The organism is Flavobacterium anhuiense (assembly GCF_001705175.1).
In the GTDB taxonomy this organism is placed as follows: domain Bacteria; phylum Bacteroidota; class Bacteroidia; order Flavobacteriales; family Flavobacteriaceae; genus Flavobacterium; species Flavobacterium anhuiense.
In genome coordinates this window covers 2,441,580-2,460,740 of record NZ_CP016907.1, presented here as the reverse complement: position 1 = coordinate 2,460,740, position 19,161 = coordinate 2,441,580, and the positions used below count along the sequence as shown (strand labels likewise).

Genomic DNA, 19,161 nt, shown 5'->3' with positions numbered 1-19,161 from the left:
TATTTATTTAAAAGCTGTTACAATTAGCAATGCTAGACTAGCAAAAGCAGTTCCTAAACCAGCCCATTCCCCTGCACTCATTTTCTTTTTTTCTGGTTTTTCTGGGACCACAATTTGAGAATCTGGTTCTACTTTTGGATAAGATTTGAAGAACAAAAATGATTTTGTTACATCTGCTTTGCCGTTTGGATAAATAATATATGCTTTTCTTTTCCAACCCTTACTATCTACACCCCCAACAGAATTTAAATAATATTTAAATCCTTTACCATTTCTATAAGGAATTTCAGAAGTCAACAATACATTACCAGTAACTTTTACACCCTCGTTGTATAAAGCAACTTCTATTTCATCTCCAGGAAATAATGTAACATTTGAATAATGATTTTTGTTTTTAACTATCTTTTCCCAATCTACAGGAATAGTTGCAAACTTCAAATCATCTTTTAGCTTTTTAGTAAGTTTCCCTTTTAAAGTATCATTCTTATTTAAATTTAAATCAACTCTTTCTAAAGTTTCAATTTGTTCTTCTTTTATTGGTCGCTTGATTTTCATTCCATCAAGATTAGCAATAGAAGTTAAACCACCTGCTCTCATTACAACGTTATAAACGGTTTCTTTTTTATTGGCCAAAACATATTTGCCCGGATACGCAACTGCGCCGCTAACAGTAACCATTTGGGGCTTTTCGTATACTGCCATTCTACGAATATTAATGACATCAAAAGGTTTCAAAACAAAATTCTTAATTTGCTCGTTATTATCAGCCGTTATCTCTAATTCTATTAATTCGATACGCTTTGGATCTGCATCATCAATAGCGTCAGATTTTATCATTCGTGCTATTTCCACTCTTTTTGATGCTGAACCTGTTAATCCTCCAACTTGAACAACTAAGTCATTTAAAGTAAGATTTTCAAAATATTCGTACTCCCCGGGATTTTTTACTTCACCGTCTATCGTAACTTTATATTCTTCTCTAAAATCTAAAATAGAATATACAGTCACTATATCTTCTCTTTTTAATTCAATATCTGCATTTAAATCTCCCGATAATGCTGCGCCTAAATCTACATTAACAATCTCTGTTGTCAGATCAGTCTTTAAACGAATAATCCTTGCTCTTTTACTATAAGCATCTTCTTTTAATCCTTCTGCTCTTGTTACAAGATCTGAAATTCTCATTCCCTCTGTAAAAGAATAATAATCTGGTCTAAAAACAGCACCTTCAATCTTGATACGATTTTCAAATCGATTTAGAATCGTAGTAATTCTAAAAACATCTCCAGATTGAGGTTGATAGGAATTATACTCGCTTTCGTTTATATCGTGGACTTTGAATTCTTTTCCTGTCTTTTGTAATACGTTTACCGATGCTGTATATGCAAATTCATTAAACCCAGAAGCAAAATTTAACAAGTCAGAAAATTTTTCACCTTTTTTCATCTCAAAAATACCAGGACGCTTAACTTCTCCTTCAACGGTAACTCTTTGACTATAGGCAGGAATTCTAATTACATCATTTTCTTTTAAGGCAACATTATCAGATTGATCTCCTTTAACTAAAAATCTATAAATATCGATATTCTTGTAAACCTTATTATTTCTTATTAATTCAATATTTCTATAACTTCCATTTTTTCCAGGTCCACCAGCTAAATGTAATGCATTGTAAACAGTTGCTAAAGAAGAAATAGAATAATTGCCTGGCTGCTTACCTCCAACAATTGTTACTTTTATTGTACGTATTTTTCCTAAACTAATACTCACTTGAGATTGTCCAGAACGGACCGTACTATATACTTTTGCAATAGCGGCCTTAATTTTTTGAGTTGCGGCCTCAATAGACATTCCAGAGACAAAGATTTGTCCTACATAGTCTATACTTACTTTTCCTTCTACGCTTACGGGAATATTGGCATTATATTCTTGAACTCCATAAACACTTACTTGTAGTTCATCACCAGGGCCAAGAACATAATTCATAGGAGTAGCCAAATTCAAATCTGGCTCAAAATTTAAAGTAGGATTATCAAATAGCTCTGAACCAAAAATTAATGCATTTAATGAATCTTTTACTTTATCATTTTTTATCTCGCCTTGTTTCCTTCCAAACTCTGAAGTTTTCTCCCCTGTTTTTGATTTACTATCCTTGTTTTTATCTTTAGCGCTATCCTTAGCATTCTTCTTTTCATACTCATTAAGTTTAACTCTAAGTTTATTAAACTCTGTTTGACTCATACCTTTTGATAAAGCCATGGATTCAACTTGATCAATAGTTGTATTATTGCTTTTTAACTGAGCACTAATTTTTGCTAAATCATCATCAGATAAATAATCTACTTTTAATGTACTTAAATCTTTAGATTTCATTATATCTTGCGCTGCTACATTAAACGTAGTCAATGCAAAAAATAAAGTAAGAACGTATAATATTTTTTTCATATTAAATGAGAAATTAATTTAAAATATATTTATTCCGAATATATCTTTATGAGTATTGTTTTTGATAATAATCTTTGTAAGCTCCTGAAGTAACATTTTTAAGCCACTCTTGATTATTTAGATACCAATTGATAGTTTTTTCTAATCCTTCTTCAAAAGTGACTGAAGGTTTCCATCCAAGTTCTTTGTTAATTTTTGAAGCATCTATGGCGTAACGCAGATCGTGACCTGGCCTGTCTTTAACATAGGTAATTAGTTTTTCAGAAGTACCTGCCTCTCTTTCTAATTTTCCATCCATTATTTTACATAACAACTTAACCAGATCTATATTTTTCCATTCATTAAATCCACCGATATTATAGGTTTCGTGATTCTTTCCTTCATGAAAAACTAAATCAATTGCTATCGCGTGATCTTCTACAAACAGCCAATCTCTAGTATAATTACCGTCGCCATATACTGGAAGAGATTTGTTATTTATAATATTATTAATAAAAAGAGGAATTAGTTTTTCAGGAAAATGATATGATCCATAATTGTTTGAACAATTAGTTAAAACATATGGAAGCCCATAAGTTTCACCATAAGCCCTGACAAAATGATCTGAACTGGCTTTTGAAGCCGAATATGGAGAATTTGGATCATAAGGAGTTTCTTCAGTAAACAATCCTGTTGCTCCTAATGAGCCATAGACTTCATCAGTACTTATATGATAAAATCTTTTACCTTCAAAATTACCTTTCCATTGATTCTTAGCTGCATTTAATAAATTCATTGTTCCAATAACATTGGTTTTAACAAATGCAAGTGGGTCTTCAATAGAGCGATCGACATGTGACTCTGCCGCTAAATGTAGAACCCCATCAAATTTATGAAGCTCGAAAAGTTCATTTATAAAATTCTCATCAACAATATCACCCTTAACAAAAATGTAATTCTCTTTATTCTCAATATCTTTTATATTCTCAAGATTTCCAGCATATGTCAAAGCATCTAAATTAAAAACTTGATATTCTGGATATTTATTTACAAAACGTCTTACTACATGTGAACCAATAAAACCAGCTCCGCCAGTTATTAGAATTTTTTTCATTTTTTAAATGCTTTTATTAATTTAATAAATCTGAATTTTGTTTTTCCAACTCGTTATATATATCTTTTACATCTTGCGAATTTTCTTTTTGCAAAATTAGATTGGCAGTTTCAGTATAAACAAAAATAGTGTTTTTCAAACCTAAAAAAGTTGTATGCTTATCACATCCAATAACCATATTACCATCTGAATCTGTCGAGTGTCCTTTTGAGAATAAATAATCATATACTGATTCAAACGATCCTAGATCTGACCACGAGAACGAAGCAGGAACAACTTTAATTTTTTTGCTACGTTCCATTACCGCATAGTCAATACTTATAGAAGGAATCTCCATAGATAAATCTAAATCTAAAAAGTCTGCTTTTCTTGTTTCCCAAACTTTTTTTGCCTTTTCATATACATCAGGTTGAAATTTTTTCAACTCTTCTAAAAGAACACTTGCTTTAAAGCAAAACATTCCACTATTCCATAAGAAATTGCCTTTTGCTATAAATTCTTTTGCTGTAGTTTCATTTGGCTTTTCACGGAAAGAAATTACATTGTCATCTTCTGCTTCAATATATCCGTATCCGGTTTCCGGTTTAGTTGGAATAACACCAAATGTTACAATAAATCCATCATTAGCTTTTTTTACTGCCTCGCTTATAGCTTGATTATAATTCTCCATCTGATCTATAATATGATCTGAAGGAGTGATTATTAAAATGTCATCAGGTTCAGATGCAAATGCGGCGAAAGCAATTGCTGCAGCAGTATTTCTAGGTGTTGCCTCAATAATATTTATATAAGAAGTACTCGTTTTTTCCATTACTTTCCCACTTAATTGATGATTATCAATATTTCCAACCACCATTACTTTGTTTGCCAAATGACTGTTGCGTTCAACTGTCATTTCAAACAAAGACTTTCCATCAAATATTTCAAGATATTGTTTTGGTCTACTTTTACGAGACAATGGCCACAAACGACTTCCAACTCCTCCAGTAAGGATAACATGCGTAATAGTTTTATCTGAATTCATATATTATAAATAAAAAAAAGAAGCTAAAATCTACAGCCTATTGTCAGCTAAAGATCCTAAGACTCCTTTTACGTCATAAATTAAACTTTTTTCTTTCTGCAAATTTGAAAAATCTAATTCTAAAAACTCCGCATGCGAAACTCCTAGAACAATAGCATCAAATTTATTATCAGGAACAGAGTCTAATGTTACTAAATTATATTCTTTTTTTACATCCTGCACATCTGCTAGTGGATCAAATATTGTTACTACAATTCCATAATCTTTTAATGCTTTAACAACATCGACTATCTTAGTGTTTCGAACATCTGGACAATTCTCTTTGAATGTAATGCCTAGCATTAACAATTCTGCTCCATTAACAGAAATACCTCTTTTGATCATTAACTTTACTATTTGCGAAGCGACATATTCTCCCATACTGTCGTTTAGACGTCTTCCTGCTAATATAATTTCAGGATGATATCCAAATTCTTGCGCTCTTTGTGCTAAATAGTAAGGATCTACACCAATGCAATGCCCACCAACAAGACCTGGTTTAAACGGCAAAAAATTCCATTTTGTTGCCGCCGCTGTCAAGACTTCTTGCGTATCAATATTCATTAGATTGAAAATCTTCGCCAATTCATTAACAAAAGCGATATTAATATCTCTCTGAGAATTTTCAATAACCTTAGCTGCTTCTGCAACTTTTATAGTTGGTGCTAAATGAGTTCCAGCAGTAATTACAGACTTATATAAAGCATCAACTTTTAACCCAATTTCCGGCGTTGACCCAGAAGTAACTTTCAGAATTTTTTCAACTGTATGTTCCTTATCTCCTGGATTTATTCTTTCTGGCGAATATCCTGCAAAAAAGTCTTCATTAAATTTTAATCCAGAAACCTGCTCAAGAACTGGCACACATTGCTCTTCTGTTACTCCAGGATAAACAGTTGATTCATAAATAACGATATCTCCTTTTTTTAGAACTTTACCAACAGTTTCGCTAGATTTATAAAGAGGAGTTAAATCCGGCCTATTATTTTTATCAACTGGAGTAGGTACAGTAACTATATAATAATTGCAATTCTGAATATCATCTATCGAAGTCGTACAATATAGACCTGCTTCTTCATCAGGATTCGTAATTAATACTTTTTGTAAAACATCATCTTCAACCTCTAAAGTTGTATCGGTTCCCGATTTCAAAGAATTGACTCTAGATTCATTTATATCAAAACCAATTACTGAATATTTTGTTGCAAATAATCGAGCTAATGGTAATCCTACATACCCTAAGCCAATAACTGCAATTTTAATATTTTTATCTAATTCCATTTTCTTTATTTCTTTAGGCTATCAAAAATTCACGGCTTCGCCATTCCAAGTCACAATATCTGACTCAGATGCCTAAATTAATCATTTTCGCGCAAATATAGTATAATAAGTCTAGTTATTCAATACGGTTTCCCGTAATACTCACCAACAAATTGTTAAATAAAATGCACTTAACCACAATCTATTATTAATCAGGCTGTAAATAATTCCTTCATAAAAAAACAGAAGAAAAAATCTAAAAAAGACTTCTCTTCTGTTAATTTTTATTTGATAACGTTGTTATTTATATTTTATTTTTAGAACACATCCTAAAGTTTCCAAGATTAAAGTATAATAATTATTAGAAACTTCTTGAACAATGGCATTTTGATTAATAAACGCACCTGACTCTAATTTGATTTTATCTCCTACTTGAAGCGCGGAAACAGTCACGTCACTAATATTTGTTGCTTTAAGACTATTTTTTACCGCTTCGATTTCCTGATCTTTTACAATTGCGGGCCTCCCTAACCAAAACAAATATCTAACCACTCCAGCAACTTGAAAAACTAAATTCCTTTCTGAATCTTCCAACTGAACAAAAACATAAGAATTAAAAAGTGGCACTTCGATCTTTTTCTTTCTATCAGACCATTGTTTAACCTGAATAATAACTGGACAATAACATTCAATTCCTAATTGATTGAGTTTGTCTGCAACTTTTTTCTCCCATTTAGGTTTTGTATAAACTACGTACCAATTCATCATTTTATTTATAACGAAGCAAACCTTACTACTTCACATTTTCACATCTTTTTACTTCACCATCATACAAACTTACGAACCTATCCCATTGTAAACAAAACCGATTGATTCTAATTCTTTAGCATTTAAAATGTTTCTTCCGTCAAAAACAAAAGCGGGCTTATGCATAGAATCGTAAATCTTTTTCCAGTCATAAGTAGTAAATTCATCCCATTCTGTTAAGATTGCAATTGCATGAGCATCCTTACAAGCCTCATAAGCATTATCAAAGACATTCAACGCTTTTACGTTTTCTTCATTTGCTCTTGTTTCTAAATAGTTAAGATCGTTTAACATCTTATTTTCAGAAACTTTTGGATCGTAAACAGAAATATTGGCTTGCTCATTTATTAAGTCGTCAGCCACATAAATCGCGGCAGATTCTCTTGTATCGTTTGTATCTTTTTTAAAAGCCCAGCCTAAAAAAGTAATTTTTTTATCGGCTACTGTATTGTATAATGTTTGAACGATTTTATTTGAGAATCTTCTTTTTTGATGATCGTTCATAATAATGACTTGTTCCCAATAATCGGCAACTTCATTTAATCCATATGATTTTGCTATATAAACTAAATTCAGAATATCTTTTTGAAAGCAAGAACCACCAAATCCAACAGAAGCTTTTAAGAATTTAGGACCGATTCTGCTATCCATTCCTATTGCCCTCGCCACTTCATTGACATCTGCACCAGTTTTTTCACATAATTCAGACATCGCATTAATAGATGAAATTCGTTGCGCTAAAAATGCATTTGCAGTCAATTTAGACAACTCTGACGACCAAACATTTGTTGTTAAAATCTTTTCTTTGCTTACCCAATTTGCATAAACGTCTACCAAAGCATTAATCGCTTCCTCACCATCAGGAGTAGTATCTCCTCCGATTAAAATTCGATCTGGATTTAACAAATCTGTAACAGCAGTACCTTCTGCTAAAAATTCTGGATTAGACAAAATTTGAAACTGAACACCGTTTCCTGTATTATCTAATATACTTTTAATAGCTTCGGCAGTTCTAACTGGCAAGGTTGATTTCTCTACAACTATTTTATTTTGTTTTGCTACTCTTGCTATTTGCCTTGCGCATAACTCAATATATTTTAAATCTGCAGCCATTCCTTTGCCTTTACCATAAGTTTTGGTTGGCGTATTTACCGAGATAAATATCATTTGTGCATCATCTATTGCCTTATCAACATCTGTAGAAAAAAATAGATTTCTACCTCTAGCCTCCGCTACAATTTCAGAGAGACCTGGCTCATATATTGGAATATTTTCAGGATTTGGATCATTCCAATCCGCTATTCTTTGTTCGTTTAAATCAACAACTGTAACTTGAATGTGTGGACATTTTTGAGCTATAACCGCCATAGTTGGCCCACCAACATATCCTGCACCAATGCAGCAAATTTTTGTAATTTTCATTTGATCTATTTTATCTTGATCTGTTTATTTTAAATTATTCCAATACCATCCCACAGCTTCTTTCAATCCATCTTGCAAAGAATATTTTGGATTATACCCTAATATCTTTTTTGCTTTTTCAATGCTCGCCAATGAATGCGGAATATCTCCTGCTCTGTTTTCTCCATAAATAACCTGAACATCCTTTATTTTCGGATCAAACTCTGATAAATATTCTTTTAAATATTTAACCAAATCATTTAATGTATTTCTATCACCAAATGCAGTATTGTAAACTGAATTAATGGCTTCTGGATTTTTAGAAGTCATTGCCAATTCATTCATCTGAATAACATTATCGATATAAGTAAAATCACGAGAGTAATTTCCATCTCCATTAATCACAGGACTTTGATGATTCATAAACTGTTTTACAAATTTTGGTATTACTGCAGCATACGCTCCGTTAGGGTCTTGTTTTCTTCCAAAAACATTAAAATAACGAAGGCCAATTGTTTCTAAACCATAGGTTTTACTAAAAATTTCCGCATACAGCTCATTTACATACTTAGTAATGGCATAAGGAGACAATGGTTTTCCTATAACATCTTCTACTTTTGGCAGTCCTTGAGAATCTCCATAGGTTGAAGAGCTAGCAGCATATACAAATCGTTTTATTTTAGCATCACGAGCTGCTGTAAGCATATTTAAAAATCCAGAAACATTTACTTCATTGGTCGTTATTGGGTCTTTTATTGACCTTGGAACAGAACCTAAAGCAGCTTGATGTAAAACATAATCTGCTCCATCTACTGCTAAATTACAATCAGCTAAATTTCGAATATCACCTTCAATTAACTTAAAATCAGGATTGCTTAAAAAATTTTTCAAATTATGACGATGCCCTGTGGAAAAATTATCCAAACAGACAACTTTATAGCCTAAACCTAAAAAATACTCGGTCAAATTTGAACCTATAAATCCAGCTCCTCCCGTAATTAAAATAGTATCTTTTGTTTTATTTTCCATTTATCCAACTTTTAGCTTTTTCTAATTCGATTCATGAATGTTTTCCAAAATCCAACTTTGACTTCTTCTTCGTGGTAACCATTCGAATAAGCTCCATAGCCGTAACCATAACCGTAACCAGTACCATATTTAGCTTTATTTTCATAACCATTCAATACAATACTCACATTGCTTAACTCGCCTCGTTTCAGTCTAGTATTCAACAACGTTATCATATCTTTCTTAGTATAATTTTGCCTTACGATATACAATGTCACATCTGCAAATTGAACTAACTCTAGTGAATCTGCCACTAAACCAACAGGAGGAGTATCTAAAACTATATAATCATATTTCAATTTTAATTCATCAATCAATTCCTTCATTCCATCACTTAAAATTAATTCTGAAGGATTTGGCGGAATTGGTCCAGAAAGAATTACATCCAAATTCGGCACTTGTGTGGAATTAGTAATTTCTTCTAAACTATTTTGTTTTATTAAATAATTGACAACACCCAAAGGTGATTTTATTTGAAATTCATCTGCTAATCTAGGCTTCCGTAAGTCTAGACCAACAATTACTGTTTTCTTTTCGCTTAAAGCAAAAACTGTAGCAATATTTATAGAACAAAATGTCTTTCCTTCACCACTAATTGAAGAAGTAATCATTAATGTTTTTGATCCGTTGACTTGCTGCTTTTTATACAAGAACTGAAGAGAAGAACGAATGCCCCTAAAAGCTTCTGAAAGTGCTGATTTTGGTTTGTCAAAAACTGCTAAACTTCCAGAATCCTTATTAACCCCAATTACACCAAGCAACGGAATTTGAGTCAATTTGCTAATATCCTCAGTATTCTGAATTGAATTATTAATGAAAAAAATCACCAGGACAAACAGTAAAGGAATTAAAATTCCTAAAAATAAAGCCATTACATAATTTACAGAAGTCTTAGGACCTATCAAACCTCCTCCAATATCTTTTGCTGGATCAATAAAATGAATGTCTGACAAGTTAGACGCTCTGACAATTTCTGCTTCATTTCTTTTTTGAAGAAATTCTGTATAGATGTTATCATTTAAATCATATTTCCTTTTGATTTTCAATAACTCTTGCTGTTCAGCCGGAAGTCTTTTTACTGTACTTTCAGCTTGACCAATTTTTGCGTTTATCAAAGATAAGTCATATAACAAAGAAGCTTTTGCCGTAACAATATTCTCTTGGAGAACATTTTTTACTGCCGCCATTTGATTATCAAAATCTTTAAATATTTTTTCACTTTTTACAGCATAAGCCATTTCTGATCTTTGAGTAGAAAGTGCAATAAGTTTAGAAACATTCGCTATTATATTTGGATCTTCAATTCCCGCAACAGAAGGAGCAGGCAATCTCGAATAATCGACACTGCCGTTTAAATATGTTTTTAACGAATTGTAATAAGCTATTTTTCTCGTTAACTGATCCTTTTGAACATCAAAATCCATTATTTTATCTGAAACTCTGGAACCGCCGTCTTCTATTTCATAAATATTTTTATCCTTTTGAAAAGATTTTAGTTCGTTACCAGTCTGCTTAAGCTGAGATTCCATTGCCACAAGAGTACTATCAATAAACCTAATAGTATTTGTGGCAAATTGATTTTTGCCATCGAGCTGAATTTTGATAAGCATTTTTACAGTAGAATTCAAATAATCCACCATTCTGGTTTTATTTGTTCCCTGCATTGACAAAGTCAACAGTGACCCACCGCTTTTACCAGAGTCTACATTTATCCCTTTATATCGAGATACCGTCCCGTCAAAATCATTAAATCTGACAAAATATTCTTTACCCTTGTAAAAACCTGGATTATCATTGATTTGTAGCTTCCAATTCAAAAACGGGAGATTTACGGTTTCCCCAACTTTGTATTTTTTTATGAAGGTTACAGGCTGTACAGAAGTATTGCTATAAGAATTATTGCTATATGTAATCAATGAAACGGAGTTGCTTTCAAATGGAATCTGAATTTGATATTCGTTTTCATTTAAAAACTTTATATTAATTAATGAATTTACAATCTGCCCTTTTGTCTTATCAATATCGATATAAAATGGAACAGCACCGTAAGAGTCTATTAAATTGTATTTTCCTTGCTCTAAATAGTCAATATAAAACTGAAGCTTATCTACAACCAATTCATTATGGGATCTTGACTGAAGAATTGTAGAAATTCCATTTACTTGATCAGAGATTCCTCCCCAATTAAAAACTAAACTGGTATTTGAAGTAAAAAAGGGATTGCTTTCTTCTTTAATAGAAATCATGGTCTGCATTCCGTAAATTTTTTCTTTACGAATATTTACCTGATAAGCAATCGTGAATGCAATAATCAAACTTGCCAGAAACCATTTCCAGTAGCTAGCAATTTTCAACAGAAATCCTTTAAAATCAAAATGAGAATGATTTTCAAAAATGGCAAAATCTTTAATGTCTAACATTTTAAAAATCTATTTTATTTTATAATTAGGTAAACTGTTGTAGCTAAAGATAACAATGTAATGATTGTTCCAATAGATTGTATTCCTGTTTGACCGGTTCCCCAAGTTTTTTGTCTCAATGGTTTTACATAAATATAATCATTCGGCTGTAAATAATAATAAGGTGATTTCATTACATTCACATCAGTAAGGTCAATATTATGCATTTGCACACCTGTTGGAGTCTGACGAATTACTGTTACTTCTTTTCTATTGCCCACAGTAGTAATATCACCTGCATTTGCAACAGCCTCCAAAATAGTTACATTCTCTTTAAACAATGTTTTTGTTCCTGTATTTCCAACTTCTCCGTTAATGGTATATCTAAAACCTGCCAATTTAACAGTGACAAAAATATTAGCCTCACTTTTAAAATATTCTTCTAGTAATTTCTTTTCAATTTTTACGCGAACTTCTTCAAGAGTATAACCAATCACATTTACTTCTCCGAGAATTGGCATTCTAATATTTCCATGGTCATCAACTGTAAAACCGTCAAAGTATAACCCTGCTTCAGACTTAGTTTGACTAGATTGATTTTCTGTAGTATTAAAAATAGAAACTAGCTTAGAATCAATTGCTTTTATATTAATACTTAAAACATCATTGACTTGTAATCTATATGGTTTTGATTCGACTGCAGCAATTGCTGTCTGTTCTACAGAATCATTTTTATCCTGAAGATAAACCAAATCTTTAATCGGAATACATGAGGTAAATAATGTTGAGATTAATAAGAATAGAAAAAAACTTTTTTTTGTCATTCGTTCAATTTTATCGCAAATATTTTTTCCGTTACTATCAAGAAAACTACTTGCTATTTGGGGTTTAGTTAATTGTTTTTAAATGTTTTTTCAAAAGGTACGCGATGTAAAATACTTCTTCCTAATGTAATTTCGTCTGCATATTCTAATTCGTCTCCAACCGATATTCCTCTCGCGATTGTTGAAATTATAATATCAGAATCTGCAATTTGCTTATAGATGTAAAAATTGGTTGTATCTCCTTCCATAGTTGAGCTTAATGCAAAAATAATCTCCGCTACATTTCCAGATTTTACTTTTGTCACCAAACTAGAAATATTCAACTGATTGGGGCCAACTCCTTCAATTGGAGAAATTTTTCCGCCAAGGACATGATATATTCCTTTAAACTGTCCAGTATTTTCTATTGCCATCACATCTCTAATATCTTCGACAATACATATTGTCTGGTGATTTCTAATTGGATTAGCGCAAATTTCACAAATTTTAGTATCAGAAATATTATGGCAGCTTTCACAAAATTTAATATCCTCTCGCATATTTAATAATGCTTGCGATAAAAAGGCCGTTTGTTCCTTTGGTTGTTTTAACAAATGAAGAACCAATCGAAGTGCTGTACGTTTACCAATACCTGGCAATTGCGACATTTCGTTTACTGCTTTTTCAATTAATTTTGATGAAAATTCCATGACGACAAATGTAATACTTTTAATGGTTTAGCCTACACTACAGCCATTAAATTCAAGCCTTAACGATATTTAAAAATTATTACGAAACCCCTTTCTTTTCTATCCAAAATAAATGCATTTTTCAAAAACCTATTTCTAAGATATTTAAAAAGTTTAATATTGATTTGTAGCTAACAAAACTAAGGTGCAAGCAACTTCTACATCAATACTATTAGACTCTAACAATTGATAGAATTCTGGGTTTTCTGTTCCTGGATTAAAAATTACACGTTTAGGATGCGATTCTATAATATAATTATAATAATCTCTTTGACGAACAGGATTTAGATACAAAGTAATGGTATCGATATTTTTAACTGGCATTGCCTTAGTCTGAATTTTCACTCCTGCAACCTCTCCTGCTTTTTGTCCAATTGCTAATACTGAATGCCCTTTACCAACCAACATATTAACAGCTCTAAAAGAGTAACGTTCTGGATTTGTAGATGCTCCTATAACTAATGTTTTTTTACTTTTCATAGTTTTTATTTAGACTGCAAAAGTAATCAAAAAAGAATGATTAAGTCCTACATCTTTGATTCAGAATCGATAACCAATAAAAACATAATCATAACATATTTTCATGCAAAAGCATCAAAAAATAACTACATTTACTCCACTAACCAATATCATATGGAATTATTCATTTATCTATTTGCCGCATTGTTTTCGGTATTAAATCCAATAGGAACAGTACCCATTTTCGTCGGATTAACACAACATGATTCTCAAAAAGAAAGATCTAGAATTTCTCTTTGGACTGCTATTAATGTTTTTATTATATTATTGGTTTCTTATTTTATTGGCCAATATGTTCTAACTTTTTTCGGCATTAGTATAGACGCCCTAAGAATAGCTGGCGGAATTGTAATTGTTAACTCTGGATTTTCTTTACTCTCTGGTAAATTCAATAAAAAACGAGGGATCAACAAAAAAATTGAAAATGAGGCACAACACAGAAATGATATTGCACTTACACCATTAGCAATACCAATGCTTGCAGGCCCTGGATCAATGTCTCTTTTAATCGCTTTTTATCAGGAACATCATCAAATAAACGAAATCATAATTTCGTCATTAGCCATTTTTGCTATTGCTGTAGCTATTTTTGCTATTTTAAAAAGTGCACATTATTTAGCTAGAATTTTAGGAGCATCAGGAATTGTTGCTATTTCAAGAATTGTTGGTTTTATAGTTATTTCTATCGGCATTCAATACATTGTAAGTGCCATCGTTAATATTATTAAAGGAAATTTCTAGCTCAAATCATATTCTAAAAAAGAAAGGGATAAAATCTTAATGACTTTTATCCCTTTCTTTTTTACTAAATATTTTCTTTTAACTTCTTGGCAAGAAAACTTCTGCCATCATACATCTGGCGCTTCCTCCTCCACAAGCTTCGATTGTATCTAAACTTGAACTTAAAATTTCTGCATGATTTTCTAATTGGGCAATTTGTTTTAGAGTCAAGCTTTGATGTGCAGAAGCACTCATTACAATATATCTCTTATCATCTTTCCCACGAACTTCAAGCATATTTCCAGCAAAATTATTTACCTGATCTTCTGTAATTAAAATAATCTCTTTCTTATCTTCTTTTAGATTATCCAAAACCATTTTGCGTTCTTTTTTATCATCAATAGAATCTGCGCAAATAACTGCAAAAGTTTCGCCCAAACACATCATCACGTTAGTGTGATAAATCAGTTTACGCTCACCATCAACAGTTTGAAAAGCTTCAAAAATTACAGGAGCATAGTCAAAATCTTCACAGAATTCTATAAACAATTCTTCATCGGCTCTTGGAGATAATGCGCAATACGCTTTTCCGTTTGAACGATCCAATAACAAGCTTCCAGTCCCTTCTAAGAAAATACCATCTTCTTCTGCAGAAGTATAATCCATGATATTAGAAATTTCAAATCCTTTTTCTTCCAAAGTATCTAAAATATCTTCTCGACGTTCTTGACGACGATTTTCAGCAAACATTGGATAAAGAGCTACATCTCCATTTTCATGAAATGAAACCCAATTGTTTGGAAAAACACTATCTGGAGTATCAGTCTCTAAATTGTCATCAATAACAGTTACATCAACACCAACCGCTCTTAGCTTTTCTACAAAAGCATCAAATTCCTGCTGCGCTTTAGCATTAACAGTATCTGGCAAAAGTCCATTCAATACTTTCTGGTAATAATTATTCACTGCCGTCTGTTCATTCATTCTGAACGCAACTGGGCGAATCATCACGATAGCATTAGTAGTTTGTTTCATTTTTTATATTTTTTTGTTTTAAATTTCAATGTCAAATTCTGGAAAAACTTGAAACCTGAAACTTGAAACAATTATTTAATCCCTAATTAATGGCAAAGTTGAACATCTCAACAGACCTTCTTGTTTTGAAATTTCGGCATACGGAATTTCTTCAACAGTAAAGCCATTTTCACGAAGCCAGTTGTTCAATCTCGTAAAATTCTTCTCCGAAACCACTATATTTTCATCGATCGAAAATACGTTTGAGAACATATTATACATTTCGTTTCTCTCAATATGAAATAGATTTTCTTTTCCGAAAAGCTTCACTAGATAAAGATAATCTGCTTCTTCTCTAAAACCTCTTTTATAGATTATCCCTTTATCTTTTCCTACTGGCTGAAAACAGCAGTCTAAATGCAATGCATTATCTCTTGCTTCTAATTTTGATTTTACTAAATCAAATTCCTTTACAATCTTATTAGGGAACAGAGATTTAATATAATTTACACCATGCATATTGGTTCTTGCGGTAATGTAATCTTTATAATCGCTTCCCTTATAAGTTCCTATAAAAATATGATCATTCCAAAGCATAACATCTCCACCTTCTATATGAACTTCTTCTGGAGGACGAACTACTTTTAACGGATCAATCTGATCAATTACATATTGAATAGCATCCAATTCGCGTTCTCTATCTGGCAGAATATTAGATTTTACAAAAACATCGTCAATTACAAATCCAATATCACGAGCAAAAATTTGATTGTAATTTTCAATCATTTCTGGACGATAAACAGTTACATCATATTTCTGAAAAACAGCATTAAAAGCCTCCATTTCAGCAACCATATCTTTTTCTACAGGATAAGTTCCTGCCTTAATATGTTCCAATGATTTAGGGTCATAAGCCTCTTCTATAGTTGGAGTTGGACCATTATGAACAGCAGAACCCAGAACTACAGCACGAAGCCGAGACGTTTCGTTCTTTACATTTAATTGCAACATAACTTTATTATATTTTGAGCAAATATAAAAAAAGCTTCACAGTAAAGTGAAGCTTTCGTTTTTTATTTATTAGACTTAAATTCTCTTAAAGGATGCCCTGTATAAATTTGTCTTGGTCTTCCGATTGGCTCTTTATTTTCACGCATTTCTTTCCATTGCGCAATCCAGCCTGGTAGTCTTCCAATTGCAAACATAACAGTAAACATATCTGTTGGAATTCCTAAAGCTCTGTAGATAATTCCAGAATAGAAGTCAACGTTTGGATATAAGTTTCTTGACTTGAAGTATTCATCTTCAAGAGCCGCTTTTTCTAATTTTCTAGCAATATCTAAAATCGGATCTTCAACACCTAAAGTTTCTAATACTTCTGTCGCTGCTTTTTTGATGATTTTAGCTCTTGGATCAAAGTTTTTGTAAACTCTATGTCCGAATCCCATTAAACGGAAAGGATCATTTTTATCTTTCGCTTTCGCTAAAAACTTATCTGTATCTCCACCATCTTTGTTTATTTCTTCTAACATTTCAAGCACAGCTTGGTTTGCTCCACCGTGAAGTGGCCCCCATAAAGCAGAAACCCCTGCAGAAACTGAAGCAAATAAACCAGCATGAGAAGAACCTACCATTCTAACTGTAGAAGTAGAACAGTTTTGTTCGTGATCAGCATGTAGAATAAATAACTTATCTAAAGCATTTACGATTACTGGATTTGCAGTGTAAGGTCCTGTAGGCAATTTAAACATTAATTGCATGAAGCTTTCTACATATCCTTTTGTGTTATCATAGTAATTTAAAGGATAACCCATAGATTTTCTATAAGTCCATGTGGCGATCACTAAAAATTTTGCCATTGTTTTACAAATAGCTTCGTACATTTCTTTTTCGTTATCAACGTTAACCGCTTTAGGATTAAAAGCTGTTAAAGCGCTTGTTAAAGCAGATAACACTCCCATTGGATGAGCTGTTTTAGGGAAGCCGTCAATAATATTTTTCATTTCTTCGTTTACCAAAGAATGTTTTTTAATACCATTTTCAAAATCTTCTAATTGTGCAGCAGTAGGTAATTCACCAAAAATCAAAAGATATGAAACTTCTAGGAAGCTTGCCTTTTCAGCAAGATCTTCGATAGAATATCCTCTGTAACGTAAAATTCCTTCTTCTCCATCTAGGAAAGTGATTTCACTTGTACAAGATCCTGAATTCTTATAACCTGGATCTAGTGTAATATAACCTGTTAAATCACGTAATTTGTTAATATCGATAGCTGATTCGTTTTCACTCCCTGTGATTACTGGAAGCTCAACCTTTTTACCATCTATTTCTAATGTAGCTATTTTTGACATAATATACTGGAAATAATTCTTTAAATAATAATTTATCAAATCTAATGAATTTAAGACTAATTAAAAAAAGAATACTGCTATGAATTTGTTAAAAGTCCAAAAAAAAACCATCCGCCGCGGCGGATGGTTTTTTCCAATATATAATTTGCAGAATTATTTGATTTTAAAAGCATTTAAACCAGGGAAATAAGCTGTACTTCCTAGTTCTTCTTCAATTCTCAATAATTGGTTGTATTTAGCCATACGATCTGAACGAGAAGCAGAACCTGTTTTAATTTGACCACAGTTTAAAGCTACCGCTAAGTCTGCAATTGTATTATCTTCAGTTTCTCCAGAACGGTGAGACATTACAGATGTATATCCAGCGTTTTTCGCCATGTTTACAGCAGCAATTGTTTCAGTTAAAGTACCAATTTGGTTTACTTTTACTAAAATTGAGTTTGCAATTCCTTTTTCAATACCAGTTGATAAACGAGCAACATTAGTAACGAATAAATCATCACCTACTAACTGTACTTTATCTCCAATCTTTTCAGTTAAAGCTTTCCATCCATCCCAGTCATCTTCGTACATACCGTCTTCGATAGAGATAATTGGATATTTAGCCGCAAGTTCAGCTAAGTATTCAGCTTGTTCAGCAGAAGTTCTGATTTTTCCAGTTTCACCTTCAAATTTAGTGTAATCGTATTTACCATTTACATAAAACTCAGAAGCAGCACAATCAAGAGCAATCATAATTTCGTCACCGAAAGAATATCCTGCTTTTTCAACTGCAAGTTTAATAGTATCTAAAGCGTCTTCAGTTCCTCCAGCCAAATTTGGAGCAAAACCTCCTTCGTCACCTACTGCAGTACTTAAACCTCTGTCGTGTAGTACTTTTTTCAAGTTGTGGAAAATTTCAGTTCCCATTTGCATAGCATGTGTAAAAGAAGTTGCTTTTACTGGGAAAATCATAAACTCTTGGAATGCGATCGGCGCATCAGAGTGAGAACCTCCGTTGATGATGTTCATCATTGGAACTGGTAATGTATTAGCAGAAACACCACCTACGTATCTGTATAACGGCAATCCAAGCTCGTTAGCAGCAGCTTTTGCAGCAGCTAAAGAAACACCTAAAATAGCGTTTGCACCTAATTTAGATTTGTTTGGAGTACCATCTAAATCAATCATTAATTGGTCAATTGTGTTTTGTTCGAAAACAGAAGTTCCAACTAATTCTTCAGCAATAATAGTATTTACATTATTCACTGCATTCAAAACACCTTTACCCAGATAAGCTTTACCTCCATCACGTAATTCAACAGCTTCGTGCTCTCCAGTTGATGCTCCAGATGGAACAGCAGCTCTACCTAAAACTCCATTTTCAGTTACTACATCAACTTCAATAGTAGGATTACCTCTAGAATCAAGAATTTGTCTTGCGTGAACTTTAATTATAATACTCATTATTTTTGTTTTTTATTAATAAA

The 19,161-nt window shown here is 32.2% G+C and carries 16 protein-coding genes; 1 reads left to right on the top strand and 15 read right to left on the bottom strand.

Annotated elements, in window-relative coordinates; genetic code table 11:
* Window positions 1-3 precede the first annotated feature (3 nt).
* From BB050_RS10660 to BB050_RS10610, 11 genes are all read right to left on the bottom strand, one after another.
* Window positions 4-2,445 carry an SLBB domain-containing protein gene (locus BB050_RS10660; protein ID WP_066033543.1) on the bottom strand — a complete coding sequence of 814 codons (2,442 nt, stop codon included), beginning with the start codon at window positions 2,443-2,445 and terminating at the stop codon, window positions 4-6.
* Window positions 2,446-2,491: 46 nt separating this feature from the next.
* Window positions 2,492-3,538, bottom strand: coding sequence for a dTDP-glucose 4,6-dehydratase (rfbB, locus tag BB050_RS10655; RefSeq protein WP_066033542.1), 1,047 nt, complete (start codon window positions 3,536-3,538; stop codon window positions 2,492-2,494).
* Window positions 3,539-3,554: 16 nt separating this feature from the next.
* Window positions 3,555-4,562, bottom strand: a complete 1,008-nt coding sequence (locus BB050_RS10650) for a mannose-1-phosphate guanylyltransferase (protein ID WP_066033541.1) — start codon at window positions 4,560-4,562, stop codon at window positions 3,555-3,557.
* A gap of 30 nt (window positions 4,563-4,592) precedes the next feature.
* Window positions 4,593-5,882, bottom strand: a complete 1,290-nt coding sequence (locus BB050_RS10645) for a nucleotide sugar dehydrogenase (RefSeq protein ID WP_066033540.1) — start codon at window positions 5,880-5,882, stop codon at window positions 4,593-4,595.
* A 279-nt stretch (window positions 5,883-6,161) separates the two neighbouring features.
* The gene (locus tag BB050_RS10640) at window positions 6,162-6,629 is read right to left on the bottom strand and encodes a UpxY family transcription antiterminator (RefSeq protein WP_236940440.1); all 468 of its coding nucleotides are present in this window, start codon (window positions 6,627-6,629) and stop codon (window positions 6,162-6,164) included.
* Window positions 6,630-6,698: 69 nt separating this feature from the next.
* A complete protein-coding gene (locus tag BB050_RS10635; protein WP_066033538.1) occupies window positions 6,699-8,090 on the bottom strand; it encodes a UDP-glucose 6-dehydrogenase in 1,392 nt (463 codons plus the stop codon).
* Between the two features lie 24 nt (window positions 8,091-8,114).
* The gene (locus BB050_RS10630; protein WP_066033537.1) at window positions 8,115-9,098 is read right to left on the bottom strand and encodes an SDR family oxidoreductase; all 984 of its coding nucleotides are present in this window, start codon (window positions 9,096-9,098) and stop codon (window positions 8,115-8,117) included.
* 11 nt (window positions 9,099-9,109) lie between these two features.
* Entirely contained in the window at window positions 9,110-11,557 is a 2,448-nt protein-coding gene (locus BB050_RS10625; protein ID WP_066033536.1) for a polysaccharide biosynthesis tyrosine autokinase, read from the bottom strand.
* A gap of 14 nt (window positions 11,558-11,571) precedes the next feature.
* The gene (locus BB050_RS10620; RefSeq protein WP_066033535.1) at window positions 11,572-12,360 is read right to left on the bottom strand and encodes a polysaccharide biosynthesis/export family protein; all 789 of its coding nucleotides are present in this window, start codon (window positions 12,358-12,360) and stop codon (window positions 11,572-11,574) included.
* Window positions 12,361-12,428: 68 nt separating this feature from the next.
* Window positions 12,429-13,049, bottom strand: coding sequence for a recombination mediator RecR (gene recR, locus BB050_RS10615; RefSeq protein ID WP_066033534.1), 621 nt, complete (start codon window positions 13,047-13,049; stop codon window positions 12,429-12,431).
* Between the two features lie 153 nt (window positions 13,050-13,202).
* Window positions 13,203-13,568, bottom strand: a complete 366-nt coding sequence (locus tag BB050_RS10610; RefSeq protein WP_008464347.1) for a CoA-binding protein — start codon at window positions 13,566-13,568, stop codon at window positions 13,203-13,205.
* A gap of 153 nt (window positions 13,569-13,721) precedes the next feature.
* Between BB050_RS10610 and BB050_RS10605 the strand changes: the two genes are divergently transcribed.
* Window positions 13,722-14,348 (top strand): MarC family NAAT transporter, encoded by a 627-nt coding sequence (locus BB050_RS10605; RefSeq protein WP_008464345.1) that lies wholly within the window; start codon window positions 13,722-13,724, stop codon window positions 14,346-14,348.
* Window positions 14,349-14,426: 78 nt separating this feature from the next.
* Here BB050_RS10605 and ctlX read toward each other — a convergent pair whose 3' ends face one another.
* From ctlX to eno, 4 genes are all read right to left on the bottom strand, one after another.
* Window positions 14,427-15,362 carry a citrulline utilization hydrolase CtlX gene (gene ctlX / locus BB050_RS10600; protein ID WP_066033533.1) on the bottom strand — a complete coding sequence of 312 codons (936 nt, stop codon included), beginning with the start codon at window positions 15,360-15,362 and terminating at the stop codon, window positions 14,427-14,429.
* Between the two features lie 75 nt (window positions 15,363-15,437).
* Entirely contained in the window at window positions 15,438-16,352 is a 915-nt protein-coding gene (locus tag BB050_RS10595) for a dimethylarginine dimethylaminohydrolase family protein (protein ID WP_008464340.1), read from the bottom strand.
* Window positions 16,353-16,414: 62 nt separating this feature from the next.
* A complete protein-coding gene (locus BB050_RS10590) occupies window positions 16,415-17,692 on the bottom strand; it encodes a citrate synthase (RefSeq protein WP_066033532.1) in 1,278 nt (425 codons plus the stop codon).
* 153 nt (window positions 17,693-17,845) lie between these two features.
* The gene (gene eno / locus BB050_RS10585) at window positions 17,846-19,138 is read right to left on the bottom strand and encodes a phosphopyruvate hydratase (RefSeq protein WP_008464336.1); all 1,293 of its coding nucleotides are present in this window, start codon (window positions 19,136-19,138) and stop codon (window positions 17,846-17,848) included.
* Window positions 19,139-19,161 lie beyond the last annotated feature (23 nt).

What these genes read in the sequence shown, in the direction of transcription:
- BB050_RS10650 (WP_066033541.1), bottom strand. Translation starts at nt 4,562, where the DNA reads ATGAATTCAGATAAAACTATTACGCATGTTATCCTTACTGGAGGAGTT.
- BB050_RS10625 (WP_066033536.1), bottom strand. Translation starts at nt 11,557, where the DNA reads ATGTTAGACATTAAAGATTTTGCCATTTTTGAAAATCATTCTCATTTT.
- BB050_RS10660 (WP_066033543.1), bottom strand. Translation starts at nt 2,445, where the DNA reads ATGAAAAAAATATTATACGTTCTTACTTTATTTTTTGCATTGACTACG.
- BB050_RS10620 (WP_066033535.1), bottom strand. Translation starts at nt 12,360, where the DNA reads ATGACAAAAAAAAGTTTTTTTCTATTCTTATTAATCTCAACATTATTT.
- eno (WP_008464336.1), bottom strand. Translation starts at nt 19,138, where the DNA reads ATGAGTATTATAATTAAAGTTCACGCAAGACAAATTCTTGATTCTAGA.
- BB050_RS10605 (WP_008464345.1), top strand. Translation starts at nt 13,722, where the DNA reads ATGGAATTATTCATTTATCTATTTGCCGCATTGTTTTCGGTATTAAAT.
- BB050_RS10645 (WP_066033540.1), bottom strand. Translation starts at nt 5,882, where the DNA reads ATGGAATTAGATAAAAATATTAAAATTGCAGTTATTGGCTTAGGGTAT.
- recR (WP_066033534.1), bottom strand. Translation starts at nt 13,049, where the DNA reads ATGGAATTTTCATCAAAATTAATTGAAAAAGCAGTAAACGAAATGTCG.
- rfbB (WP_066033542.1), bottom strand. Translation starts at nt 3,538, where the DNA reads ATGAAAAAAATTCTAATAACTGGCGGAGCTGGTTTTATTGGTTCACAT.
- BB050_RS10640 (WP_236940440.1), bottom strand. Translation starts at nt 6,629, where the DNA reads ATGATGAATTGGTACGTAGTTTATACAAAACCTAAATGGGAGAAAAAA.
- BB050_RS10610 (WP_008464347.1), bottom strand. Translation starts at nt 13,568, where the DNA reads ATGAAAAGTAAAAAAACATTAGTTATAGGAGCATCTACAAATCCAGAA.
- BB050_RS10635 (WP_066033538.1), bottom strand. Translation starts at nt 8,090, where the DNA reads ATGAAAATTACAAAAATTTGCTGCATTGGTGCAGGATATGTTGGTGGG.
- ctlX (WP_066033533.1), bottom strand. Translation starts at nt 15,362, where the DNA reads ATGAAACAAACTACTAATGCTATCGTGATGATTCGCCCAGTTGCGTTC.
- BB050_RS10595 (WP_008464340.1), bottom strand. Translation starts at nt 16,352, where the DNA reads ATGTTGCAATTAAATGTAAAGAACGAAACGTCTCGGCTTCGTGCTGTA.
- BB050_RS10590 (WP_066033532.1), bottom strand. Translation starts at nt 17,692, where the DNA reads ATGTCAAAAATAGCTACATTAGAAATAGATGGTAAAAAGGTTGAGCTT.
- BB050_RS10630 (WP_066033537.1), bottom strand. Translation starts at nt 9,098, where the DNA reads ATGGAAAATAAAACAAAAGATACTATTTTAATTACGGGAGGAGCTGGA.